The organism is Negativicutes bacterium, assembly GCA_018052945.1.
Lineage (GTDB): Bacteria > Bacillota > Negativicutes > JAGPMH01 > JAGPMH01 > JAGPMH01.
In genome coordinates this window covers 1-25,500 of the sequence record JAGPMH010000001.1, presented here as the reverse complement: position 1 = coordinate 25,500, position 25,500 = coordinate 1, and the positions used below count along the sequence as shown (strand labels likewise).

Below are 25,500 nucleotides of genomic sequence, written 5' to 3'. Positions count from 1 at the left end.
GCTTAACCCTGTCAAAGTTTATTATTTTAGCACATGTTAATATCAATGTCAAATTTAATTCAGTGCTATTCTTAAAGTTTCTTCCAATGTTTCTACTCCATATAAATTCATTCCAGTTATAGATTCCATATTATCCAGATTTTTCTTTGGTAAAATTATATTTTTAAAACCCAATTTACCGGCTTCTCTGATTCTCATCTCCGCCTGTGAAACAGCTCTAACTTCTCCAGCTAATCCAACTTCACCAAAAATTACAGTCTTAGCCATTATATCTTCATTCCTAAAGCTTGATGCTAATGCTACAGCTAATGCTAAATCAATTGCCGGTTCATCAATTTTGATACTACCGGCAACTTTAACAAACACATCTGCACTCCCAATCATCATTCCAACTCTTTTTTCCAAAACGGCTAATAATAATTGAATTCTTTTGACATCAATACAATCAGAAGTTCTTCGCGGTGGCATATAAGGAGTTTGCGCTACCAACGCTTGCACTTCCACTAATAGCGGTCTGCTACCTTCTACCGTTGGCACAACCACACTGCCTGAATATTCATCATTTCTTTCTGATAAAAACAATTTAGAAGCATCAGGAACATCGACCAAACCTTCTGCTCTCATATCAAATAAACCAATCTCATTCGTACTGCCAAAACGATTTTTCACTGCTCGTAATATTCTAAATTGTGCATTTCTCTCACCTTCAAAATATAGCACCGTATCAACAATATGTTCCAATACTCTTGGCCCGGCTAGCACCCCATCTTTCGTAACATGACCGACAACAAAAATAGCAATTGCATTATTTTTCGCTAATCGCAACAATTCTACTGCACTTTCTCGAACTTGACTGACACTACCCGGCGCACTTTGAATTTCAGGTTTAAACACTGTTTGAATAGAGTCAATTACCAATAATTCCGGTTTTAACTTCAACGCTTGTTCTGTTATCGTTTCCATATTGGTTTCACTTAGTACTAATAAGTTATCACTCAACGCCTTTAATCGATCAGCCCTTAACCGCACCTGCCTAACACTTTCTTCTCCCGTCACATACAATACTCTACCATGACTGTTCGCAATATCCGCACAAACCTTCAATGTTAAACTTGATTTCCCAACCCCTGGATCACCTACAATCAACACCAATGATCCCGGAATAACGCCCCCGCCGAGTACGCGATCTAGCTCTCCTGAGCCTGATAAAAAGCGTGGCAAATCTTGAATTTCAACACTACTAATTGGTACCGGAAAGCTCCCTGAAGTTAAGCCTAAATTTAAACCTTTATTATGTATTTCAGTTTTGATAATTTCTTCGACCATGGTGTTCCACTGACCACAACCGGGACATTTGCCGAGCCATTTTGGTGAATCATATCCACATTCTTGGCATAAATATACAGTTTTTTTCTTAGCCATAAAAGTTCCCCTTAATGTTATGAGGATATTGAAAATATCAATATCCTCATATTGTTATAATCAGTTTTCTACTGCAAAATTTAATTTATCATTTTGAATATCAACTTTTATTGTAACATCATTTTTAATCTCATTCCGCAAAATCATATCAGCAATTTCATCTTCAATCATTTTTTGCAAGGCTCTTTTTAATGGTCTTGCTCCATAAACTATATCTGTACCTTCTTGCACTATAAAATCTTTAGCTGCCGGTGATAAGCTAATAATAATTTTCATATCCGCTAATCTTTTATTGATACCTTCCAGCAATAAATCCACAATAGTTCTCAGTTCACTTTTTTCTAAATTCTTAAAGACCAACAGTTCATCGACACGATTAATAAACTCTGGTCGAAACATTTTCTTCACTTCTTCTATTACTTTCTTAACATTATCAGATTTAGGTTTTTCTTCAGTGCCGGTTGAAAAACCCAGCGCTTTGCCTTCTTCAGCTTTTAAATATTTAGCACCAACATTAGATGTCATAATTATTACGGTATTTTTAAAGTCAACGGTACGACCTTGTCCATCTGTTAAAATTCCGTCTTCCAGCACCTGTAATAAGATATTAAACAAATCAGGATGCGCTTTTTCAATTTCATCTAATAAAATAACCGTGTACGGTTTTCTTCTTACTAACTCAGTCATTTGTCCGCCTTCATCATAGCCGACATATCCCGGTGGCGCGCCAATTAGTCTTGACACCGCATGTTTTTCCATATATTCACTCATATCAAACCTAACCATAGCACTTTCATCATCAAACAAAGTCTCTGCTAGAGCTTTCGCTAATTCAGTTTTACCAACACCGGTAGGCCCTAAAAACAAGAATGAACCGATTGGCCGTTTAGGATCTTTCAATCCCGTTCTGGCTCTTCTAATTGCTTTTGCTACCGCCGTAACAGCCTCATCTTGCCCGACAATTCTTTTGTGTAAAATCTCTTCCAGCTTTAATAATTTCTCGCTTTCTTCTGCAATTAATTTTTTTACCGGAATTTTTGTCCAATCGGCTACTACTTGAGCAATATCTTCAGCTGTAACAACTATTTTCTTTTGTTTATCGTTGCTATGTTTTTGCGCCTGCTCTAACTCTTCTTTTAATTTGTTTTCTTCATCTCTTATTTTAGCCGCGGTTTCATATTCTTGAGCCGTAATCGCTGCTTCTTTTTCTGCATTTAATTTTTGTAGTTTTATTTCAAGCGCCTTCACGTCATCAGGAATTGCCAATGAGTTTAATCTGACTTTCGAAGCCGCTTCATCCATTAAGTCAATCGCTTTATCCGGCAAAAATCGATCTGCAATATAGCGTTGCGATAACTTTACCGCCGCTACAATAGCTTCGTCTAAAATATTAGCTTTATGAAAAGCCTCGTAGCGATCTCTTAAACCCTTTAAAATTTCAATAGCATCTTCAGTATTCGGCTCTCCCACAATAATAGGTTGAAATCTTCGTTCTAAGGCTGAATCCTTTTCAATATATTTTTTATATTCATTTAAGGTCGTAGCTCCAATAACTTGAATTTCACCTCGCGCTAACACCGGCTTTAAGATATTAGCAGCATCAATCGCTCCTTCAGCACCGCCGGCACCAATTAAAGTATGCATCTCATCAATAAATAAAATCACATTACCAGCCAAAACGATTTCTTCCATTATTTTCTTGAATCTCTCTTCAAATTCTCCCCGATATTTAGAACCAGCAATTACTGAAGATAGATTTAAAGATATAACCCTTTTATCAGCAATAACTTCCGGTACTTTTCCCTCAACAATTCTTTGTGCTAACCCTTCTGCAATCGCTGTTTTTCCAACTCCCGGTTCACCTATTAAGACCGGATTATTTTTCGTCCGTCGGCTCAAAATTTGAATGACACGTTCAATTTCGCTAGAACGACCAATAACCGGATCTATTTTATTATGTTCCGCCATCGCATTCAAGTCTTTGCCAAACTCATGTAAATTCGGCGTTGGCATACTTTCCGGCTTAACATTATGCCCAACATTATTACCCTCATTATTATTGCTCATATTGGTATTAATATTATTTAGCAACTTTACAATTGCCTTGCGCACATTTTCTAAATCAACACCTAATGCATTTAACACTTTTCCTGCCATCGACTCTGCATCTCTAGTTAAACCTAGTAATATATGCTCTGTTCCAATATAATTATGTCCTAAAGCTTGCGCTTCTTTCGCCGCTAATTCCATTACCCATTTAGTCCGCGGAGTATAACCGATGCTTTCACCGCCATAATCACCAAGCCCAACTATCGCTGCAACATTCTCACGAACATTCTCCAGCTTTATATCTAACGATTTCAACGCTTTTGCTGCTACTCCTGCCCCTTCGGCAATCAATCCCAACAGCAAATGTTCTGTTCCAATATAATTATGCTTTAAATTCTTCGCTTCTACTTTTGCTAGTTCCAAAACCTTTATCGCTCTACCGGTAAATTTGTTATTCATAACAACACCACCTTACTTTAACATTTTTTTAGCTTTTCCCTAATAACTTGAGCACGATATAAATTAATATCATTTATTTTAAAACACTCTTCACCAATAATTTTATATAAATAATTAGGTCTACTGATGACCATTAATTCATTGAAAAAATTTTTCGGAGCAATATCTATTATTCCTAAGTCAATTCCTACTTGCACTTTGCTCGCTAAAGCTAATGCTTCATCCGCTGTCAACACCTGTGCATATCGTAAAATTCCAAAGGCTCGCCAAATTTCATCATTTAAATTTTCTTTAGAACTTTTGTGGAGACGCGCTCTTGCAACTTGTTCATGATTAATAATTTCCTTAGTAGCACTTGTTAAATTGTCAATAATTTCTTCTTCTTTAAATCCTAAAGTTAATTGATTTGATATTTGAAAAATATTACCTTTGGCTTCTGTTCCTTCGCCGTATAACCCTCTGACTGCTAACCCTAATTGCGGAGCAGCATTAATAATTTGATTAATCTGTTTCGTTGAAACTAACCCCGGCAAGTGTACCATTACAGAGGCTCTTAACCCTGTTCCTAAATTAGTCGGACAAGCTGTTAAATATCCAATATGTTCGTTAAAAGAAATATCTAACGATTTTTCCAACAAATCATCAACTTCACTAGCCACTACATAAGCTGTTTTAAGGTCTAATCCTTGAGCCATTGCTTGTATTCTAAGATGATCTTCTTCATTTACCATAATACTGACAGCATCATCATTTCTCACTAGAACAGCTCTGTTTTCTGGATTTTTAATATGATTGGTACTAATTAAGTGTTTTTCCACCAACACATTTCGCTCTAATGCTTTTAAATCATCTAACTCCACTATTTCATAAGTAGCATAATTCAAGTTTTTGCCAGCCTCAATAACTTTCTTTTTCACCTCAAACAATTGCTCTTTTTGGGCAATGTTTGGAAATGGGATTTTTTCAAGGTTTCGCGCTAACCTAACGCGACTCGATAAAACAATATTGTCATCTTTGCCGTTATCACTTAACCAAGATGGTAACGGATTAGTAAATAAATCTCTCATCATTACACCACCTTAATTATTTCTAGCTATTTGCGCTTCAATAGTTCGAATTTCATCTCTCAATTTTGCTGCCATTTCATATTCTTCAGCAAGAATATGCGCTTCTAACTCTTTTCTTATATCTTTAATTTTCTTTCTTAACTCGATTTTACCACCAGATCTTTTAGGTACTTTACCACTATGCTCTGCACTACCATGAATTCGTCTTAACAGTGGTACTAATTTTTTATCAAAACATTTATAACATTCACTACAACCTAGCTTTCCACCGGCTGTAAAGTCATTATAGCTCATCCCACAGTTTTCACAAACTCGACTTTGCTGTTGCTGGCTGGCAGGACTATTATTACTGAATAAACTATGTAAAAAGTCATTTACTGAAAAATTATTACTATTGGTAAAAACCAATTCACCATATTTTTGTGCACAATGTTCACATAATTGCTTATCAACTTTTTCCCCATTCATAATTTGCGTTAAGTGCACACACGCACTATTTTTTTTACAATCATCACACAACATTTTATTTCCTCCTATCATCATTCATCAGCAAAATCAGCTAAAGCCATAAACAAAGATTTCAGCAAGATAACTCGATCAGGCGCTATCGCCTTATTAAAGGCAAAAGTTATTGCCTGCATTAAAATTGCAACTTCGCGATTTTTAATAAACCCATTTTTCAGCAAATACCTAATGATATTTTTCATTTCCGTAAAAGATGTTTTTTCATTTATTTCTTGTAGTATTTCTTGGTATAGGGCTTGACGATTATTTTTGCGTTCAATCCTGATATAGCCCCCCAGACCTCTTCTAGATTCAACTGTAAACCCTCGCGCTATTGTAAATCTAGTATTTAAAACATAACTTATTTGCGAAGGTGCACAAGCAATCTCTTCCGCTATTGAATTTCGATTTAAAACTATTTGACAATCCTCTTCTACTGATAATTTTCGCAAAATATATTCTTCTATCAAATCAGCAACATTACTCATGAGAACACCCTCTTCACCATATAAAACTTTGACCTTTTGACTTTTTGTTCTTTTGTCTTATTATATTTGACTTTTTGACTTTTGGCAATACTTCTATAAAAAAACTCTCCCTAAAAATTTTAGAGAGAGTTTAAAACTATTTATTTAATATTTTTTCACCAAAAGCAACCCCAAATTCAAAACACTGATTTATTTCAACTTTATCCGGAGTCCATTTTACAAATAATCCGGGCTCAACTTCCATATCAGTTTTAGCTAAAACCTCCGCTAAGGTTTTATCAGCACCACCAGCCCACCCATAAGCACCAAAAGAGGTACACAGCTTACCTGTAGGCTTAAGACCTTGTAAATAAGTTAAAAATCCACCGATAGTTTTAAGAACTGAATTATTATGAGTTGATGAACCAATAATAATCCCTTTCGATTCTAATAATTGCGCCATGACTTCACTTAGTTCGGTTTTATTAACACGATACAAGCTAGCTGTAACACCAGTGCTAGCAACCCCATCAAGTATCATCCGAGCCATCTTTTCAGTAGCGCCCCACATACTATCATAAACAATAATAACTTTATCCTCGTTGTTATTATGAGACCACTTTTCATATTTTTTAAAAATTTCCTCAATCCCACCACGCCAACAAACACCATGACTAGGTGCAATAATCTTAATATCTAAGGCTTTAATCTTCGGCAAAGCTTTCGCTACTAATTTATTGAACGGCATTAAAATATTAGCATAATATTTACCAGCTTCTTCAAGTGCTAAATACATATCGACTTCATCATCAAACCTTTTACTGGTACACAAATGTTGTCCAAAAGCATCATTAGAAAATAAAATATTATCACCATCTAAATAACAAGCCATCGAATCAGGCCAATGAATCATTGGCAAGGGAATAAAGCTAAGATTTCTTTGCCCTAAAGAAATACTATCGCCTTCTTTAACTACCATAAAGTCATATTCTTGTTGGTAATATTTTAGCACTTCCGTTTTACCATGAGCCGTTAAAACAACTTTTGCATTTGGTGCAAGTGCCATCAATTGAGGCAAAGCACTAGAATGATCAGGTTCTACGTGATTTATTACAATATAATCAATTTTACTAGGATCAATAATACTCTTTATTCTATCAATAAATTCTTCAGCAAAGGGCGCTTTAACCGCATCTACTAAACAAACTTTTTCATCAACAATTAAATATGAATTATAGGTAACCCCTCGTCCAGTAGCATAGCCGTGGAAATCTCTTTGATCCCAATCAACTGCCCCTACATAGTAGACACCTTTTGTTAAACTAATATTATTCATAATGACCTCCTCTTACTATTATAGAACCAATCCCGCTGTTTCTTTGAAACATTTGTTAGCTTCAGCTACAATGTCTTCAATTATTTTAGCCACCGGTTCAATTTTCCGCAATGGTAACAAGCTTTGTCCAGCTTGAACCATCCCATTTTCCACATCACCATCAACCGCGGCCAAGCGATTAGTTCCCGTTGCTAATTTTACCAATTCTTCTTCACTTATTTTTTGTTTTTCTAAAGAAATAAAACTTAGCGAAAATTTATTTTTAACACCACGAACGCAATGATCAATACTTTGTCCGGTTACAACAGAATCAGTATCTGCAGCTTCTAATAATTTAGCTTTAACATTATCATGGACGGCACACTCTTCAGCAATTAAAAATCTTGTACCCATTTGTACGCCGGCCGCTCCCATAGTAAGCGCCGCCGCTAAGCCACGTCCATCCGCAAACCCGCCGGCAACAACTACCGGAATATCAACTTCAGGAATAACTTGAGTCATTAACGCCATTGTCGTTAACGAACCAATATGACCACCAGCTTCCATTCCTTCCACAATAATCGCATCAGCACCGGCACTTTCCACTCTTTTCGCTAACTTTACATTTGGCACTACCGGAATAACTTTAACCCCTGAATTTTTAAGTTTTTCAAAAAACGGCACTGGATTACCGGCTCCTAATGTAACAAAAGAAACTTTTTCCTCACAAACTACCGCCAAAATTTCTTCTTTATTCGGAGCCATTAATTGAATATTTACTCCAAAAGGCTTATCCGTTAAAGTTCTAGCTAACTTAATTTGTTCTCTAATATATTCAGGTGTTCTACCACCAGCCGCAATAATGCCAGCACCACCAGCATTAGAAACAGCCGCTGCTAATTTCGCTTCTGAAACCCACGCCATGCCACCTTGTAAAATCGGGTATTTAATATTTAAAACAGCTGTTATTGTTTTAGTCATAATATCAACTCTCCTTATATTACAGATTATTAATTCTTCCAACATTTTACCATGAATATAGTTCTCATTCAACCAAGCATTTACCTTCTTATGCACTATATCCCTTACTTAGATCAATAGCCTACTCTTTACTTTACTTAGATAACAATTTATAATTATAATTTGAAGAGAATTTATTTTACGAAAGGGATTATTATTTAAATGACGATAATTAACAAAAATCTTAGTGTTGATATGTATGATTGCAAATCTGCAAAAATTACTGATATTGCCGCTTTAAAAAGTCTGCTTCATGAAATTGCCATTTTGATAAATCTGCCATTATCAGCCATTGCTGATCACCATGATTCTGGTAACTTTTCTTTAATCGCTTTATTTCCTGAAAGCCATATCGCTATTCATGCTTATCCAGAAGCAAAATATGTTTCTATTGACTTATATTCAAACAAAGATTCATTTTTACCAAGTCAAATCTTAAATATCCTCAAAACATTTTTCAAAGCTGACAAGCTAAAAGTTACGCACATTAAGCGTGCCGATTTTGGTGCCGTCAAAGATATGAAACCTACAGTTAAGGTTAAAGTGGCGCCGATGCGTCGCATTAAAAACACCGGTGCTAAATTTATAAAAATCCTAACACAAAAAAGCAATAAATAGCCCGTCTATAAAATTATTCCTAAAATTCAGATGAAAATTTCATTAATTAGCTGAAAAGGCTTGTTGCTTGTATCGCAGGTAACAAGCCTTTTTCCTTTAGCTTGATAAGGCAATTTTTATACTAATCAAGATATTAATCCTCAGTTTATTAAAATCCTTATAAATAAAAGAAGCTCAATCTTCAATATCCCATATAAGTTTTTTTATTACTGCATTATCCAGTACGCCTCAACTATAGATAATGTCTTTTTTTAAAAATCAATTGTGTTTACCTCGAAAACCTTAATCTTATTAAAGGATTAGAATTGTATTTTTCGAAATTTTAATAAACACACAAAAATTATTATCTGCTATGTAAATTAAAATACAGTATAGCTGTTGTCTACTACCTACCTATTACTTAGAATCAGCAATATATTTTAAATTTTTATAACAAAATTACCATAAAAAACGCCCTAAAAGTTATTTCAGTTATAATACTGTCTAACTTTTAGGGTCAAGTTAATAAGGTCTCTATTATTTATAGCCATCAATTATAATATCAATTTTTCCTGAGTGCGGGTCAAACATTAACCCATGAACCGGAACATCATTGGGAATCAACGGATTAGTACGAATTTTTTCAACAACTTGTTTCACATTTTCTACCGGGTATTTAAAATTATCTAACCAACGCACTAGCTCTTCTTGTATCATCCTTATCGCATCTTTTGAAATACCCCGATTTAACATTTTTTCAATTAAGTTTTGTGACGTTGTATTGGCTATTCCACAATCATGATGTCCAATAACCATAATTTCTTTTACCCCAAGTTCAAACACACCGACCATCAAACTACGGATAGTCGCCTCAAACGGACCGGTCACCGTATTTCCAGCATTTTTAATAATTTTCGCTTCACCACGTCTTATGCCTAACGCCGGCTCTAAAAAATCCACCAATCTTGTATCCATACAAGTAACTATTGCCAAATGTCTATTCGGCAATTTTGCTTCGTGTTGTTTTATCGCACAATATACTTCAGGCAAATGTTTTACAAAATGGTCATTAGATTCTAGTACTTCCTCTAATATCGTCATAATATCCCTCCCAGCAAAAATGTATCTTGAGACAAGGCATTAATTTACCTTATCAATCTATTACATTACAATTTATTATAACTCTTTAAAACTTTTATGTATAGTATGTTTCTTTGAATAATAATTATCCATTAATAAAAAGTTTATTATATTATGTTTTAACTTAGTAATTAACAATCTTTACAAAATCTTAACATATTTTTTACAAAAACCTTCTTTCTTCTTGTTACATTATAAATAAGGACTCAATCTTAGGAGGTTAATATGCATAATCATAATTTTTTATCCATAGCGACAGCACCTGTACTAACAGAAAAAACAGCTCAGGCTTTGGAGTTAAATAAAATATTAAAAGAAAAATCTATTACCACATTTTTTCAGCCTATTGTAAACTTACAAGATGGCTCGGTCTTAGGCTATGAAGCCTTAAGTCGTGGTCCGCTTAACAGCATTTTAGCCAGCCCCGATCAACTATTTTCTGTAGCTAACGATCTCGAAAAGACTTGGGAATTAGATTATTTATGCCGAATTACTGCTATTGAAACAGCGTTTCCCTCAATTAATGATAAAATTTTATTTATTAATGTTGACCCTAAGGTTTTATATGATAAATTTTTTCACCATGGTTCAACTAAAGTTATCTTAGCTGAGCACACTATTAATATTAGTCAAATTGTCTTTGAAATTACTGAGAAAACAGCTATTACTGATTTAGCTAATTTTAAAGATATCTTGGAAAATTACCGTTCACAAGGCTATCGCTTAGCACTAGATGATGTCGGGTCAGGTTATTCCGGCTTAACATTACTAGCACAAACTTCACCGCAATTTATCAAAATTGATTTAGAATTAATCAGAAACTGCGATAAGGACAAACATAAACAAGCTATTATTAAGGCACTTGTTGATTTTAGTACTGCTACCGGAATAAAAACAATTGGTGAAGGTATTGAAAGTTGTGCTGAATTAAAAATTCTTATTAAGCTAGGGGTAAATTTCGGTCAGGGCTTCTTTTTAGGGAAACCGCAGCCGACCTTAACAACACCGTCTTTAAACATTATTGATACAATTCAACAAGAATTTTTTAGTAAAACACAATATAGTATGAACACTAAGCTCTATGCACCAATTGGCACTATTGCCACTAAAGAACAGACATTTACCAAGGAAACATTAGGTCAAGAAATCTTACATTATTTCAAAGAAAATAGTGGTAGTAGCAGTGCTGTAATTTTAGAGGATAATATTCCCCTCGGTATGATTAACAAAGATCTTTTTCTAAATAATCTGGCAACCCCTTTTGGTCTATCAATTTATAGTAAGCGTCCTATTGAAATTCTTATTAATACTAAAGCATTAAATATCGACTACAATACCCCCATTGAAATAGCAACAAAAACCGCCCTTAACCGTACAACCGACGAAATATATAATAATATTATTATCACCAAAGATAATAATTATTATGGAGTTGTATCCATCAAAAGGTTATTAGAAGAAACCACCCAAATTGAATTAAATCGTGCTCGTCATGCCAATCCACTAACCGGATTGCCGGGAAATTTAATTATCGATTGGGAAACTAGCCGTCATATTAACCAGCTAATACCTTTTAGCGCTATTTACATCGATATTGATAATTTTAAAGCTTATAATGACGTCTATGGGTTCGAAGCCGGTGACACTGCCTTATCGACAACTGCTGAACTTATCAATACCAGCCTAAAAACTCATTGTAGTGATTATTTTCTTGGACATATCGGTGGTGATGACTTTATAGTTTTTCTGCCCTCAATAAAAATTGAAGATTTATGCAACACCATCATTGAAACTTTTGATGAACAAGCTAAGTTTTTTTATTCGATTGAACATCAGGAACAAAAATACGTTGTTGCTAATAATCGCAACAACGTTTCAGAGAAATTTCCACTTATGACTATATCATTAGCAGCATTAAGGGTTTTTAACAAACGTAACATTAACAATAAAAGTCTTGCTTCAAAAACCGCTGAAATAAAAAAACTTTGTAAAAATATCAAAAAAAGTAATTTTATTATTAAAGACCATATATAAAAAGCGTGAGCCTTAGCTCACGCTTTTTAATGTACTGAATGTTCACCGGTTGCATCTTGAACTTTGGCCGGCACCGCATATGATTCGCCAATTACTACGAAGTTTTCAACGATGAAACAATATAATAAACAGCCTACTGAAATCAATCCGGCACTTACGATAAATTCCCAGATCGAAGGGAAATAGCTCCCACTAGTATACATCGAAGTAAAGACCATATTCATTCGATTTAAAACAACGCCCCCTGCCACCAGTAAGGAGTATGTCAATAAACCATTACGAGTTTTGGCATACGGACTAAAGATAATTCCTAGCGGAATGATAATTCCTAAAAATAATTCTAATAAAAACATATTACTTTGCATATTACCAGCAAATAATAGTCCAACTTGACCTTGCGCAATAATATCAAAAAGTTTTAATGCTAGGTACGCCGCCATAATACGAGCCCCTACTCTTGTCAGGTTTTTTAAAACATTGGTAGGAATCTCATGACGATAAGCTCTTCTAGCAAGTTCCGTCTCGATACAAACCATTGCTGAACCAACAAAGAATGATGACATTAAGAAGTAAAGCGGTAAAAATTCACTCCACCATAACGGATACATTTTACTCTTTGCAATCAAAAATAAGCCACCTAATGATGATTGATGCATCATTGGGAAAATTAAACCTATAATAATTAATACCGGTAATGCTTTTAAAATAAATCTATGGACATTTTTGCCAATTCGTTCTGTAACAACTTCGGCAAATTCTAAACTTAAGATGGTAGTATAAATTGAAATACACCAAAAAACTTCAAATAAAACTGAGCTATAGCCCCAAGAAACAAACGGCCGCCAAAAATTAAACCATTGACCAATATCAAGGAATAAACCAACCATAACGAGGATATAACCAAACAGTGATGTTAATAGTGCACCTCTAGCTACCGCCTTGTATTTTTTATATTCAAAGCTATGTACCAACAAAGCGGTTGAATAACCACCACCGGCTAAGGCTACTCCGGTCATAACATCAAAAGCAATCCATAACCCCCATGGTGATTCATCCGTCAAATTAGTTACCAGACTATAACCTGTTATAAACCGCACCAACATTACCGCAAAACTCAATAACGCAATCGCCGTTAAAACAAAACGCATTGGTGTTATGGTAAACTTCCAGCCTAATATATCAACATGCTTATATTGTTTTTTAATCCTTTTCAAAACAAATCCTCCTCATAACATTCTTCCGTAATTATTAATCTTTTTTCTGCTTGTCTTTTCCTAACTTTTTACGACGGTTAGTATAAACTGCTAAAGCAGTTAAAAAAGCACCCCAGCCAATCGCTAAGGCTGGAACTTTCGAAAGATATTTATGAGTATAAGTAGATGGTGCAACACTTTCTAAATTCATTTTGAAACCTAATTTTTCAAACGGAACATCCGATAAATATAACCAGCTCGTACCTCCAACCTCATTCGCACCATAAATATGCTTTACATATTTAGCATCAGTAGCTATTTTGGTTTCAGCTTGTTTTAATAATTCATCACGAGTACCAAATTTCATAACGCCGGTTGGACAAACATCGACACAAGCCGGTGCTTGACTATCTTTCATCCGCGTTGAACACATTTGGCACTTTGTCACTAAAGGAAAAGCTTTTTCCCACTCATACTTTGGTACATCAAATGGGCACGCAATCATACAATAACGACAACCTACACATAAATCAGGATAATATACTACCGCGCCATTTTCATCGCGTTGTAACGCCTTAGAGAAACAAGCTGATGCACAGGCTGGTTCAACACAATGCATACATTGCTCTTTGACAAAACGCCACGCTGTAGAATTTTGCTTATCTTGAACTTCATTTTTCGTTACTACTGTCCAGTTTTTATCAACTAATTTGACATCATTACCAGTAGTAGGTTTTTTCTTATCAAACTCTAATTTATTCCACAGTTTACAAGCAACTGTACAACTCCCACAACCAATACACTTGGTTAGATCAACTAATACACCGTTACCCTGCCCCATTTTTTCACCTCTATAAAGAATAATATTACCCTAAGCAACAACTTAATTACACATCTTTCTTGGCATTAAGTAAATTACTTTTATTCTCAAAACGTGTATGCAATAGCTCTTCAGCCTTATGACTTAAAGGCTGTGTCAAATATTTGCTATAAGCATCTTGAATTTCTTTATTTTGATAACTAAGTCTTTTCACAGCTTTGTTATCAAGGCTATATAGATTAGCAATTCTAGCCTTTCTAATCTCATCTGTTGGTGGCAAGGAAGTACGCGGTTGACCACCACCACCAATGCACCCACCAGGGCAAGCCATAAACTCAATAAATTGCCACGAAGCTTCCTTATTTTTCACTTTTTTAAGTACGGTTCTGGCATTTTTTAAACCATGACAAACAGCGATGCTAACCTCACCAACACCTGGAACACTAACAGTAGCTTCTTTTACACCATTTAATCCACGGACACTTTGCCAATTTAACAATTCTTCCGGTGGATTATCTTTAGTAACATTATAGTATAAAGTTCTGATTGCCGCTTCCATTACTCCACCGGTGGTACCAAAAATAACACCAGCGCCAGTACTTTCACCAAGAATTGAATCATATTTAACATCAGCTAAATTATTCAGGTTTATTTTTTTACTTTTAATTAACTGTGCTAATTCTCTAGTAGTAATAACACAATCCACATCCATTATGTCAGCATTACCATGCTCATGGCCGGCTGAATTCATTTCAGGCCTCTTACATTCAGCTTTTTTCGCCGTACAAGGCATTATTGCTACCGAGAAAATATTTTCAGGGTTTAACCCTTTTTCTTTTGCATAATAAGTCTTTACTACTGCTCCCATCATTTGTTGTGGTGATTTGCAACTTGATAAATTGCCAATCAATTCTGGATAATAGTATTCACAGAATTTAACCCACCCTGGGCAGCAAGAGGTAAACATCGGTACCGGTTTGTCAGTTGAAGTCAATCTATGCAAAGCTTCTGCAGCTTCTTCCATTATTGTTAAATCAGCAGAAAAACAAGTGTCAACAACCGCATCAAAGCCGATTTCTTTTAAGGCGGCAACTTGCTTCCCTTCAACAATACTACCTGGTGCTAACCCAAATTCTTCACCTAAGGCAACTTTTGTTGCCGGAGCGGTTTGCACAATGACATGTTTACTTTTATCATTTAAAGCAGCCATTAATTCTTTAATATTATTTTTTTCTGTTATAGCACCGGATGGACACCATAAGCTACATTGTCCACAATTTACACAAGGAGTGTCATTTTTTATTGGCAATTCATATGTTCCATACACACTCATAACATTTTTACAAACTTCGATACATTGTCCACATAAGATGCATTTAGCATCATCTCGTTCAATGGATAGATTGTTATCGTCAATAGCAATACGTCCTTTAACTTTTACCGGCCAACTTCCGGCAGAGTTATATTGACTAGGCATCCAACCTTTTCCACCCGCAGGGTCACCACTACAACCAGTAGCTATCACACTTGTCCCTAAAAGGCCGGCACTACCAACTAATTTAAAAAAATTACGCCTTGAAACCTTTTTGTCCTTCATCCTCGAAACAATCCTCCACTCATAAAAAATACCGTTAAAATATGATTTGAGTAAATTTTGTGAATTTTCATATTATTTAATGCAAACCAGTGCCAAGCTTAAATTTTTAACCTAGGCTTTGATAAATAATTTAATAATTTTAGCCACTCTAAGCTTCCGGAACCCCAAAGTTTTGAATGATTTATTTATTAGACAAAATTCAACAAACTTCTTTGAATTTAAATAAACTATACTTATATTATCATAAGTATATTAGCATAACAATAGTTGATTTATTGGTTTTTTTTTACAGTAAAAATAAAGAGAAACCCACCTTAAATTAATTTAAAGTGAGCTTCTCTTTATTGATCACTCAGCTATTTCGCTATTTTTTTCATCATTAATACTTATTAATACTCTGGTTATTCTGACATTGTCAACCTCTTCAACAATGTATTCATCACCATTGAATTGAATCTTCTCATCAACCTTTGGTGGTATTTCAATTTTTGAATATAACCAACCACCAATAGTATCAAAACTATCTGAAACCAATTCTAATCCTAAGATATCATTAATTTCTTCTAAAAGCAACTTTGCATCGACTGAATATAAGTTTAAATCTCGTTCTTCAATTGCCGGTCTTTCTTCATCAAACTCATCTTGAATTTCACCAACAATTTCTTCCAAGATATCCTCAACTGTTACCATCCCCGAAGTACCACCATATTCATCCACGACCAAGGCTATTTGAGAACGATGCTTTTGCAACAACTTCAGCAAGTTACTAAGTGGCATCGACTCAGGAACAGCAATTATTTTACGAGCAATGCTCTGAACCTCTGGCTTTTCACCGGAAGCTACTGCTGCAAATAAATCCTTGATATGCACAAAACCGATAATATTATCTTTATCCGGAGCACAGATAGGAAATCTGGTCAATTGCTCCGTCAATGCTACTTCTAAGTTTTTTTCGAAAGAATCTTCAGTATAAAGACAGACCATGTCAGTCCGCGGAATCATTACCTCTCTAGCATTTCTTTCTGCAAAATCAAAAATATTATCTACTAAAGTCAATTCGGTTTGATTGATATAACCTTGTTTATGGCTTTCCTCCATCAAACTACGAATTTCATCTTCGGAATGAGCCGCTTCTACATCATTAGCTAATTTAATGCCAAATAATTTCAAAATTCCGGCCGCAATATGATTTAGCACCCATACAAAGGGATACATTAACTTATAACAGGCAATCATCGGAATGGCTACCCACAAAGTAACAGCTTCAGCTTTTTGGATTGCCAAAGACTTTGGTGCTAACTCTCCTAAAACAATATGTAGCGCTGTGATAAAGGAAAAAGCAATGGCAAATGAAATCGTATGCACCATTTCATTACTAAGCTCAAAGCTACTTAACACCGGATATATAAATTTTGCTACTGCCGGTTCTCCAATCCACCCCAGCCCAAGTGATGCTAAGGTAATTCCTAATTGTGATACCGACAAATATGAATCTAAGTTATGCACTAAATTAGCGCCAAACTTAGCTCTTGCAGTTCCTTCTTGTACTAAGGCGTCAATTCGCGAACTTCTAACCTTGACAATTGCAAACTCAGCTGCCACGAAAAAACCATTTAATAATACTAAAAATATTACTAGAAACAAATTAAGTATTATACTAGAATACTCCAATAATTTCCTATTTACTCATTTTCATGAGCAATAGGTTCACCTCCTAAAATAACAATATCGTTATTTTTTATTTTCTTCTTTTTTTATTTTATCAAAACTTTTACTATTTTTCGATACTATTTGCTTATTATTTTTCTTTTTTATTGCTTCCTCTAATTTACCATGATTAAACTCCTGTGCCAGTAATTTAATTTTTATGCTTTTGCCATACTCTGTTAATCTAATAACCTCTTTCGGCGCAACTAATGAAATTGCCGAACCATTTTTGCCGGCTCGCCCGGTTCTACCGGTGCGATGAACATAAACCATAGTGTCCTCAGGCATATCAATATTGATAACATAATCAACATCGGCGATATCTAACCCTCGTGCTGCAACATCAGTCGCCACTAATAACTGTATTTTACCTTTGGCAAAATCCTCTAATGCTTTCTTGCGCTCCATTTTATCAGCACCACTATATAATCCGGCTACCTTAACTTTATGAAATTGCAATTTTGACACTGTTATTTTAACATCATCGGTTTTATTAACAAATACCAATCCTCTAACAATACCAATGTTTTGTGCCAATTTCCTGACCATATCAACTTTATCACGAAAATCAACCTTGATATAACTATGAGTAATATCAGGTTTTACTTGTGCACTGCCGGTTAACTTTACCGTAATTGGTTCATTTAAAAACAAATCTGCTCTACTGACGGTTTTATTGGAAATAGTTGCCGAAAAAATCATTGTTTGAACATTTGTTCCTAATAATTTGTAAACATTTTTAACTCCAGCTAAATTTTGGTCATCCATCATTCTGTCAACTTCATCCAGTACGAACATGGTGGTTGCCTTCAAATTGAGCTTACCTTTTTTATTAAGCTCAATTATTCGGCCACTTGAACCAATAATAATTTGCGGTTTAGTTTTTAGCTTATCCATTTGTCTGGCAATATTAGCGCCACCAATTAAAGCTGCTACACCAATCTTAAGCTCCGCATTTTTAATCAGCAATTCCGCTTGACGAAAAATTTGCATTGCCAATTCTTGTGTTGGTGCTAAAACAACAGCCTGAACTTCGCGTTTCTCAGCATTTATGTTTTGTAATAGTGGTAATAAGTACGCTAATGTTTTACCAGTACCGGTAGCTGATTGTGCCACCACATCTTTTCCTGATAAAATCTCACCAATAACCTTACTTTGAATATCGGTAGGCTTTACTATACTCATCTTTTCTAGTGCAGTATTTAACGCTACACTAATTCCTAGCTTTTCAAAATTTTCTTTCATATTATTCTTCCTTTACCTCTTTATATCCGGTTTTCCATTAACATCATTATAGGTTGAACGGCATTGAGGAAAATTACTACAACCCCAAAATGCTCCATTTATCCCTTTTTTAAGTCTTATAATACCGGTATTACATTTCGGGCATAGTTCCACCGACTTTGGTTTACCATTATCATCATCAAAAGTAGCCCGACAACTTGGATAACCTGAACAACCCCAAAACGCCCCATTTTTCCCTTGGCGTAATCTTAGTACCGCTTTTTTGCAACTCGGGCAAATATGTTCACCATTAAGAGGAATATTGGCACTTTTCGCTTCTTGACACAATTTATTAATAAAGTCAATTTGCTCTCGTAAAAACCCTTGCAAATCTCCTCCGCCTTCAGCCATAACTTGCAGTGCGTTCTCCCATGTTGCAGTATAATCAGGATATGTTATATCTTCCGGTAATATATCTACTAATAAAAAAGCCGCCGTAGTAGGAATTAAATACTTTTTCTTCTTTTCCTCCTGCAAAAAGCCTCTAGTAGTAAGTTCTTTAATAATAGTTGCCCTTGTAGCTTCAGTCCCAATCCCGGCAACATCTTTTAAACTCTTTTTTAGTTCCGGATTTTTTACATATTTATGAATTTCTTTCATTGCTGCCAATAAAGTAGCAGCAGTAAATCGAGTAGGTGGCCTAGTAGCTTTTTTCTCTAAGTCAATGTTTTCACAATGAACTTGGTCACCTTTAAGCATTGCCGGCAATACTGCCGCCTCATCTTCTTTTTTATCATCTTCCAACTCACTGCCATATACCGCTTTCCAACCATTTTGTTTGATCACTCGACCACTGGTGGCAAACAGTTCATCTTGATAAGTTACCTCTATTTTAGTTTGATCATATATATGTAATGGGTAAAATTGTGCAATATAAGCTTGTGCTATTAAAAAGTAAATATCTTGCTCTACCGGTGATAATTTTGCAAAATTACATTGTTCCTGTGTTGGCACAATGGCGTGATGGGCGGTAATTTTTTTATCATTCCAAGCCCGACTTTTTATCTTAGCATCAGCTTGTTGCGCAAAATAGCTTATTTTCTCTTCTGCTAAACCCCTGAGATTGTTAAGAATCTCAGTTGCCTCCTCAAATTGATTTTCCGGCAAATAGTCACAATCAGAACGAGGATAAGAAGTTAATTTTTTTTCATATAATTTTTGAGCAGTATCAAGCACCAATTGGGGATCATAATTGTATTTTTTACCGGCTAGAACTTGTAAGGCCGATAACGAAAACGGTAACCGCTGTGGCTCTTTCTTTTCTGTAGTCTGATACAAAGACACAACGCCTGTTTCAGCTTCTTGTTTGAAAAGATCCGCCATGTTTTGAGCAATGGCAAAATCTATTAACCGTCCCTCACTATCTAAGCCGTCTTGAATGTCTTTAGGTTTCCAAGTTGCACTAAAAACGTCTTCATTATGCCTAAACTGCGCTTTTAAAATATAAAAATCAATTGGTTTGAAATTTTCCAGTTCACGTTCTCTTCTAACGACCAATGCTAAAGTTGGTGTTTTAACTCTTCCAATTGGCAAAGTTACTTTATGACCGGCACTATTAGCGACAATGGTATAAGCTCTAGAGGCATTCATCCCAATTAACCAATCTGCCCGCGCCCGTGCTAACGCCGATTTTTTTAGATTAATAAACTCGGCATTACTTCTTAAACTATTAATAGCTTTTTTAATACTTTTTTCATCTAGGGCATTCAGTAATACTCGTTGTACCGGTTTTTCGCTTTTTAGATAGTCCAAAACCTCATCAATTAACAATTGTCCTTCTCGGTCAGGGTCACCAGCATGAACTATTTCCGTACATTGTTCTACTAAACTTTTTATAACCGCAAATTGTTTACTGCAAGAATCCGCTACCAACAACAACCACTCTGTCGGAACAATCGGTAAATCTTCCATCAACCAACGCCGGTATTTATGATCATATTCAAACGGTTCTGCTTGACGCAAAATATGTCCATAAACCCAAGTTACAATACCTTCGCCCGTTATTATATAACCATCTTTTCTGGTATTTGGCCCTTTTAGGCATTTAGCTAACTCAGCACCCATGCTAGGTTTTTCTGCAATATATAATCTCAACTCAAAACACCTCTACCTTAATAAGGACCAAATCATCATCATTAAACTTATTATCATTAGTACTATCCAAAACAAAACTATATAAAATATTTTTTTTAAAAGTCGACTCTGTTTCTGTGCTAGTGGCCAGCACTCCTGTTTAACCTTAGCTGGCACATTATTAAAGACATACGTAGTAATTAACTGCCACACCAAAATATCATCAATAATTCCCACGCCGAAAAAAGAATCGGGAATTATATCAAACGGTAGCACGATATAAAATAATAGTGCCCCTACTGCTAGTCTAAGATTCATTGGCGTATCTTGATGTTTCGCTACCAAGTATAAGAATATCGCTCTTTCTCTTAGGAGAATTATTAATTTATTAAATTTATTACCGATAATACTTTTCATTTTAAACCTCACTTTAGTATTGGCTTATATTGTAACATAAAATTAATTATTTTGTTATAGGCCATCACAAAAGAAAAAGTCTCTTGTGATGATACAATTACTTCTTCACTAAAGTATACAGTATAATATAATTATTTAATTACAGAAAAATTGACACTATTATTGTTAATTTGATATAATACTGAGCAAATATAATATGAATTTTAAGATAGAGGCGCGATTATAAAAAGTAGGTTTTCGAAGTTGCTAACGATGATGATTTCTCAAAGGTATAATCGCCGAAATAAATAATTAGGCATAATTATTTATTGGGCTTAAGTTAAATAAGCTTAAGACTGTCATACTTATATGGTATGGAGTGCTATCTTGCATTGTTAATTTTAGCGATTGCGAGGTTTTACTTCACAATCCCTTTTTTATCTTAAAATTGTAACTAGGAGGTTATATCATGGCAGAAAAATCTTTGCCTTTCAACAAAGCCCAAATACAACAAATAATCAATAAATTCCCTACCCCGTTTCACATCTATGATGAAACTGCGATTAGAGCAAACGCTCGTCGCTTAACTAAAGCCTTCGCTTGGGCTCCTGCTTTTAAAGAGTATTTTGCCGTAAAAGCGACACCCAATCCAACTTTACTAAAAATTTTAGCGGAAGAAGGCTTCGGTGCTGATTGCAGTTCATTACCAGAATTATTATTAGCCGATATGTCGGGGATAAAAGGTGAAGATATAATTTTGACTTCTAACGACACTCCTGCTGATGAATTCCAAAAAGCAATCGATTTAGGTGCTGTTATTAATTTAGATGATATCACTCATATTGAGTACTTGGAGAAAAATGTTAGACTGCCTGAATTTATTTCTTTCCGTTATAACCCAGGTCCATTATTAGAGTCTAGCAACACTATAATTGGTAAGCCAGAAGAAGCTAAATACGGTCTGACTAGAGAGCAATTATTTGAAGCTTATAAAATCGTTAAAGAAAAAGGCGTTAAAAGATTCGGTCTTCATACCATGGTTATCTCTAATGAATTAAATGCTGATTGTTTTATTGCCACTGCACAAATGATGTTTGAGTTAGCAGTAGAGCTTAAACAGCAACTAGATATCGATTTAGAATTTGTTAATCTCGGTGGTGGTGTAGGAATTCCTTATACTCCTGAGCAAGAAGAAGTAGATTTAGAATATGTTGGAGCAGGAATTCAGAAAGTATATCAAAACACTATTGAGAAAAATAATCTCAAACCATTAAAAATTGCCATGGAACTAGGTCGCTCCATTACCGGACCTTATGGTTACTTGGTATCAACAGCTTTACATCGCAAAAACACTTACAAAAACTATATTGGTCTTGATTCTTGTATGGCTAATTTAATGCGCCCGGCTCTTTATGGTTCATATCATCATATAACAGTTATGGGTAAAGAAAATGAGCCTTGCGACCACATCTATGACATTACCGGTTCACTTTGTGAAAACAATGATAAATTTGCCATCGACAGAGCATTACCGAAAATCGATATTGGTGATATTGTTGTAATCCACGATGCTGGTGCACATGGTCATGCGATGGGCTTTAACTATAATGGCAAACTACGTTCTGCTGAGTTATTGTTAAAAACAGACGGTAGTGTAGCTTTGATTAGAAGAGCTGAAACAATAGAAGATTATTTTGCAACCTTAAAATTTTAAAAAGACGAGACTTTGGTCTCGTTTTTTATTTCATTTAAAACCTTTAATAAAACAATAAAAATCCCTTAAGATTAGCATTTAAAACACTAACTAATCTTAAGGGATTTTCTTATATCAAACGATTATTTTTTAAAACTTGTCTTAATTTTGGTGCAATAATTGATGCTACCACAAAACCAACCGTTGAAGAAATAAGCGAACTTGGAATATTCCCGATAGCCACCACAATGCTACCTGAAACTTGCCACCAAGCAATAATATAACCTGCTAAAGTACAAGTTGCCGCTAAAAGCATACCGACAATGCTCCTTAATAAAGCTTGTTTTGGCACAATATTCTCAGGCCATAACCCCTTTGAAACATAGCCCACGACAAACCCCGCCGTTCCTTTGATAAAAAATGACCAAATAGTATAAGGAGAAAACCCCATCATTAAATCAAAAAATGCTGTCCCAATAGCGGCTGCTAGTCCAGCATAAACACCACCAAAGACAATACCAATAGTAAAAATAGCAGCTGTTCCTAAATGAACCATTGCTCCATGTCCATAAGGAATTTTAATAGTAGTAGCAATAACACAAATTGCTGCCAACATCCCAATAATAACAATGTCTCTTAACTCAATTTTTCTTTGTTGCATCATATCATCTCCTCTATTTTATTACACATAATTCGCCGAGCAAACTTTCTAACAATACCCCTTCACGCTTAGGTGTATGAGCAAAATATGTAAGCTCAACGGCCTTAGCCACAAAATTAGCAGCTTTGTCAACGGCAAATGGTAGTGATTTGCCTTTTAGTAAACAACCTAATAACACACTGGCAAAAATATCGCCAGTTCCAGGATAGCGTGCCGGAATATAGTTATTCTCAATCCGCCAAAATTCATCAGTGCTCTTTTGATAAGCAATATTTAAAAAGGAACTTCCTTTAAACGGAATACCGGTCATCACAACCTTATCCGGTCCGAAGTCAGCTAGTTCCATCAACCAAGACTCTAGTTCCTGTAAATTATCAACACTATCTTGATACTGCTTTCCTAATAAAAAACAAGCTTCGGTATAATTAGGCGTTATTACATCAGCCTTGGCAATCAAGCCTTTCATCGCTTCTTGCATCTTTTCATTATAAACAGAATAAAGTTTTCCTTCATCCCCCATCACCGGATCAATTAACACCAATGGATGAGAGTAGGCAAAATCTTCAATAAATTTTTCCACAACACCAATTTGATCTTCTGACGCTAAAAAGCCACTATAAATGCAATTGAATTTTATATTTTCACTTTGCCAATGCTTTGAAAATTTATCAATATGCTCAGTACAATCAACAAAAGCAACATCTTTAAAGCCACCTAAATGTGTACTAAGAATAGCTGTTGGCAACGGACAAACCTGAATCCCCATACAAGACAATACCGGGATTATCGTGGTTAAGGAACACCGCCCGACGCAAGAGATATCGTGAACAGCAGCTACCCTAGGAATTAATCTTTCCATTTTAAGCTCCGATCTAATAATATTTATAAAGAATAGAATATATAAAAGTTTCAGTAAAACACCAACGTTTTTCATTGTACTGCATTAAAACTATATTTTCAATAAAAAACACACAATTAATATCCATAATATTAACTGTGTGCTTTAGTTTAACGCGATAATATTTCTGCTAGTTTATATAAAACAGGATCAATAACTTTTTTATTACGAACTGCATCAATCAAGTCAACACTAACAATTTGCCCTTTTTCATAGCCAAACATCACATTGGTAATTCCCGACAATATTGAGGTAGCTGCTTTTTGCCCTAATAGACTGGCATTAATTCTATCCACCGCAGTCGGTGAACCGCCTCTTTGAATATGACCCAACACCGATACTCTAGTATCTAATCCAGTCTGTTCACCAATGACCTTTCCAATTTCCACGGCACTGCCAGCGCCCTCTGCCAAAACAATAATACTATACCATTTTCCCGCTGCGTGAGAAAACTTAATTTGATTGCTTAATTCATTGACATCAAATTTAACTTCAGGAATTAATATTTTCTCAGCACCACCGGCAATACCGGTCATTACCGCTAATAACCCTGATTTACGTCCCATAACCTCTAGTACAATAACCCTACTATGAGCCGACGCCGTATCTTTGAGTTTATTTATTGCATCAAGAATGGTATTACAAGCTGTATCAAAACCAATAGTATAGTCTGTGCCCCAAATATCGTTATCAATCGTTCCCGGCAAGCCCACAACAGCGACTCCTAGGTCTGCCAATTGTCTAGCTCCTCTTAGACTTCCATCACCACCGATAACAACTAACCCTTCAATTTTATACTTATTTAAAACCTCAACTGCCTTCGCTCGGCCCTCTGGCGTCTTAAATTCATTACATCTGGCAGTTCCTAAAAATGTTCCACCACGTTGAATAATATCACCGACTGAACGAAAATTAAGCTTTGATAAATCTTCTTCCAGTAAACCTTTATAGCCATTACGGATTCCCCATACTTCTGCACCTTCCGAAATTGCAACTCTTACTACAGCTCTTGTTGCTGCATTCATTCCCGGGCTATCGCCACCACTTGTCAATACTCCAATACGTTTTAGCATAATAACCACCTTTTCTTCCGCATTTGCTTTT

21 protein-coding genes are annotated in these 25,500 nt (G+C 35.3%); 3 read left to right on the top strand and 18 right to left on the bottom strand.

Annotated elements, in window-relative coordinates; translation table 11 throughout:
• Positions 1 to 54: 54 nt before the first annotated feature.
• From radA to KBI38_00075, 7 genes are all read right to left on the bottom strand, one after another.
• Positions 55 to 1,422 (bottom strand): DNA repair protein RadA, encoded by a 1,368-nt coding sequence (gene radA, locus KBI38_00105; protein ID MBP8628476.1) that lies wholly within the window; start codon positions 1,420 to 1,422, stop codon positions 55 to 57.
• Between the two features lie 60 nt (positions 1,423 to 1,482).
• On the bottom strand, positions 1,483 to 3,930 hold the full coding sequence (locus KBI38_00100) for an ATP-dependent Clp protease ATP-binding subunit (protein ID MBP8628475.1): 2,448 nt from the start codon (positions 3,928 to 3,930) through the stop codon (positions 1,483 to 1,485).
• Between the two features lie 17 nt (positions 3,931 to 3,947).
• On the bottom strand, positions 3,948 to 5,000 hold the full coding sequence (locus KBI38_00095) for a protein arginine kinase (protein ID MBP8628474.1): 1,053 nt from the start codon (positions 4,998 to 5,000) through the stop codon (positions 3,948 to 3,950).
• A gap of 9 nt (positions 5,001 to 5,009) precedes the next feature.
• The gene (locus tag KBI38_00090) at positions 5,010 to 5,519 is read right to left on the bottom strand and encodes a UvrB/UvrC motif-containing protein (GenBank protein MBP8628473.1); all 510 of its coding nucleotides are present in this window, start codon (positions 5,517 to 5,519) and stop codon (positions 5,010 to 5,012) included.
• Positions 5,520 to 5,536: 17 nt separating this feature from the next.
• Complete coding sequence (locus KBI38_00085; protein MBP8628472.1) at positions 5,537 to 5,989, bottom strand: CtsR family transcriptional regulator; 453 nt, start codon at positions 5,987 to 5,989, stop codon at positions 5,537 to 5,539.
• A gap of 136 nt (positions 5,990 to 6,125) precedes the next feature.
• Entirely contained in the window at positions 6,126 to 7,307 is a 1,182-nt protein-coding gene (locus KBI38_00080; protein ID MBP8628471.1) for an MBL fold metallo-hydrolase, read from the bottom strand.
• Between the two features lie 15 nt (positions 7,308 to 7,322).
• Positions 7,323 to 8,264 carry a nitronate monooxygenase gene (locus tag KBI38_00075; protein ID MBP8628470.1) on the bottom strand — a complete coding sequence of 314 codons (942 nt, stop codon included), beginning with the start codon at positions 8,262 to 8,264 and terminating at the stop codon, positions 7,323 to 7,325.
• A gap of 201 nt (positions 8,265 to 8,465) precedes the next feature.
• On the opposite strand from KBI38_00075, the gene KBI38_00070 reads away from it, so the two are divergent.
• Positions 8,466 to 8,921 carry an S-adenosylmethionine decarboxylase gene (locus tag KBI38_00070; GenBank protein ID MBP8628469.1) on the top strand — a complete coding sequence of 152 codons (456 nt, stop codon included), beginning with the start codon at positions 8,466 to 8,468 and terminating at the stop codon, positions 8,919 to 8,921.
• A gap of 516 nt (positions 8,922 to 9,437) precedes the next feature.
• Here KBI38_00070 and KBI38_00065 read toward each other — a convergent pair.
• Complete coding sequence (locus tag KBI38_00065) at positions 9,438 to 10,001, bottom strand: carbonic anhydrase (protein MBP8628468.1); 564 nt, start codon at positions 9,999 to 10,001, stop codon at positions 9,438 to 9,440.
• A 264-nt stretch (positions 10,002 to 10,265) separates the two neighbouring features.
• On the opposite strand from KBI38_00065, the gene KBI38_00060 reads away from it, so the two are divergent.
• Positions 10,266 to 12,074, top strand: coding sequence for a GGDEF domain-containing protein (locus KBI38_00060; protein ID MBP8628467.1), 1,809 nt, complete (start codon positions 10,266 to 10,268; stop codon positions 12,072 to 12,074).
• A 26-nt stretch (positions 12,075 to 12,100) separates the two neighbouring features.
• On the opposite strand, the gene hybB is transcribed toward KBI38_00060, so the two are convergent.
• The 7 genes from hybB to KBI38_00025 form a co-directional block, all read right to left on the bottom strand.
• Complete coding sequence (gene hybB / locus KBI38_00055) at positions 12,101 to 13,222, bottom strand: Ni/Fe-hydrogenase cytochrome b subunit (protein MBP8628466.1); 1,122 nt, start codon at positions 13,220 to 13,222, stop codon at positions 12,101 to 12,103.
• Between the two features lie 100 nt (positions 13,223 to 13,322).
• Positions 13,323 to 14,108 carry a 4Fe-4S dicluster domain-containing protein gene (locus KBI38_00050; GenBank protein MBP8628465.1) on the bottom strand — a complete coding sequence of 262 codons (786 nt, stop codon included), beginning with the start codon at positions 14,106 to 14,108 and terminating at the stop codon, positions 13,323 to 13,325.
• Positions 14,109 to 14,154: 46 nt separating this feature from the next.
• On the bottom strand, positions 14,155 to 15,684 hold the full coding sequence (locus KBI38_00045) for a [FeFe] hydrogenase, group A (protein ID MBP8628464.1): 1,530 nt from the start codon (positions 15,682 to 15,684) through the stop codon (positions 14,155 to 14,157).
• A gap of 348 nt (positions 15,685 to 16,032) precedes the next feature.
• Positions 16,033 to 17,355, bottom strand: coding sequence for an HlyC/CorC family transporter (locus tag KBI38_00040; protein MBP8628463.1), 1,323 nt, complete (start codon positions 17,353 to 17,355; stop codon positions 16,033 to 16,035).
• A gap of 60 nt (positions 17,356 to 17,415) precedes the next feature.
• On the bottom strand, positions 17,416 to 18,636 hold the full coding sequence (locus KBI38_00035; protein ID MBP8628462.1) for a DEAD/DEAH box helicase: 1,221 nt from the start codon (positions 18,634 to 18,636) through the stop codon (positions 17,416 to 17,418).
• Between the two features lie 12 nt (positions 18,637 to 18,648).
• Complete coding sequence (locus tag KBI38_00030; protein ID MBP8628461.1) at positions 18,649 to 20,769, bottom strand: DNA topoisomerase 3; 2,121 nt, start codon at positions 20,767 to 20,769, stop codon at positions 18,649 to 18,651.
• A 12-nt stretch (positions 20,770 to 20,781) separates the two neighbouring features.
• Complete coding sequence (locus KBI38_00025) at positions 20,782 to 21,165, bottom strand: DUF1232 domain-containing protein (GenBank protein ID MBP8628460.1); 384 nt, start codon at positions 21,163 to 21,165, stop codon at positions 20,782 to 20,784.
• 448 nt (positions 21,166 to 21,613) lie between these two features.
• On the opposite strand from KBI38_00025, the gene lysA reads away from it, so the two are divergent.
• Entirely contained in the window at positions 21,614 to 22,858 is a 1,245-nt protein-coding gene (gene lysA, locus KBI38_00020; GenBank protein ID MBP8628459.1) for a diaminopimelate decarboxylase, read from the top strand.
• A 109-nt stretch (positions 22,859 to 22,967) separates the two neighbouring features.
• Here the strand turns inward: lysA and KBI38_00015 are convergent, their stop codons facing one another.
• The 3 genes from KBI38_00015 to pfkA form a co-directional block, all read right to left on the bottom strand.
• On the bottom strand, positions 22,968 to 23,501 hold the full coding sequence (locus KBI38_00015) for an ECF transporter S component (GenBank protein ID MBP8628458.1): 534 nt from the start codon (positions 23,499 to 23,501) through the stop codon (positions 22,968 to 22,970).
• Positions 23,502 to 23,511: 10 nt separating this feature from the next.
• Complete coding sequence (locus tag KBI38_00010) at positions 23,512 to 24,357, bottom strand: pyridoxamine kinase (GenBank protein MBP8628457.1); 846 nt, start codon at positions 24,355 to 24,357, stop codon at positions 23,512 to 23,514.
• 149 nt (positions 24,358 to 24,506) lie between these two features.
• On the bottom strand, positions 24,507 to 25,469 hold the full coding sequence (gene pfkA, locus KBI38_00005; GenBank protein MBP8628456.1) for a 6-phosphofructokinase: 963 nt from the start codon (positions 25,467 to 25,469) through the stop codon (positions 24,507 to 24,509).
• Positions 25,470 to 25,500: the final 31 nt, after the last annotated feature.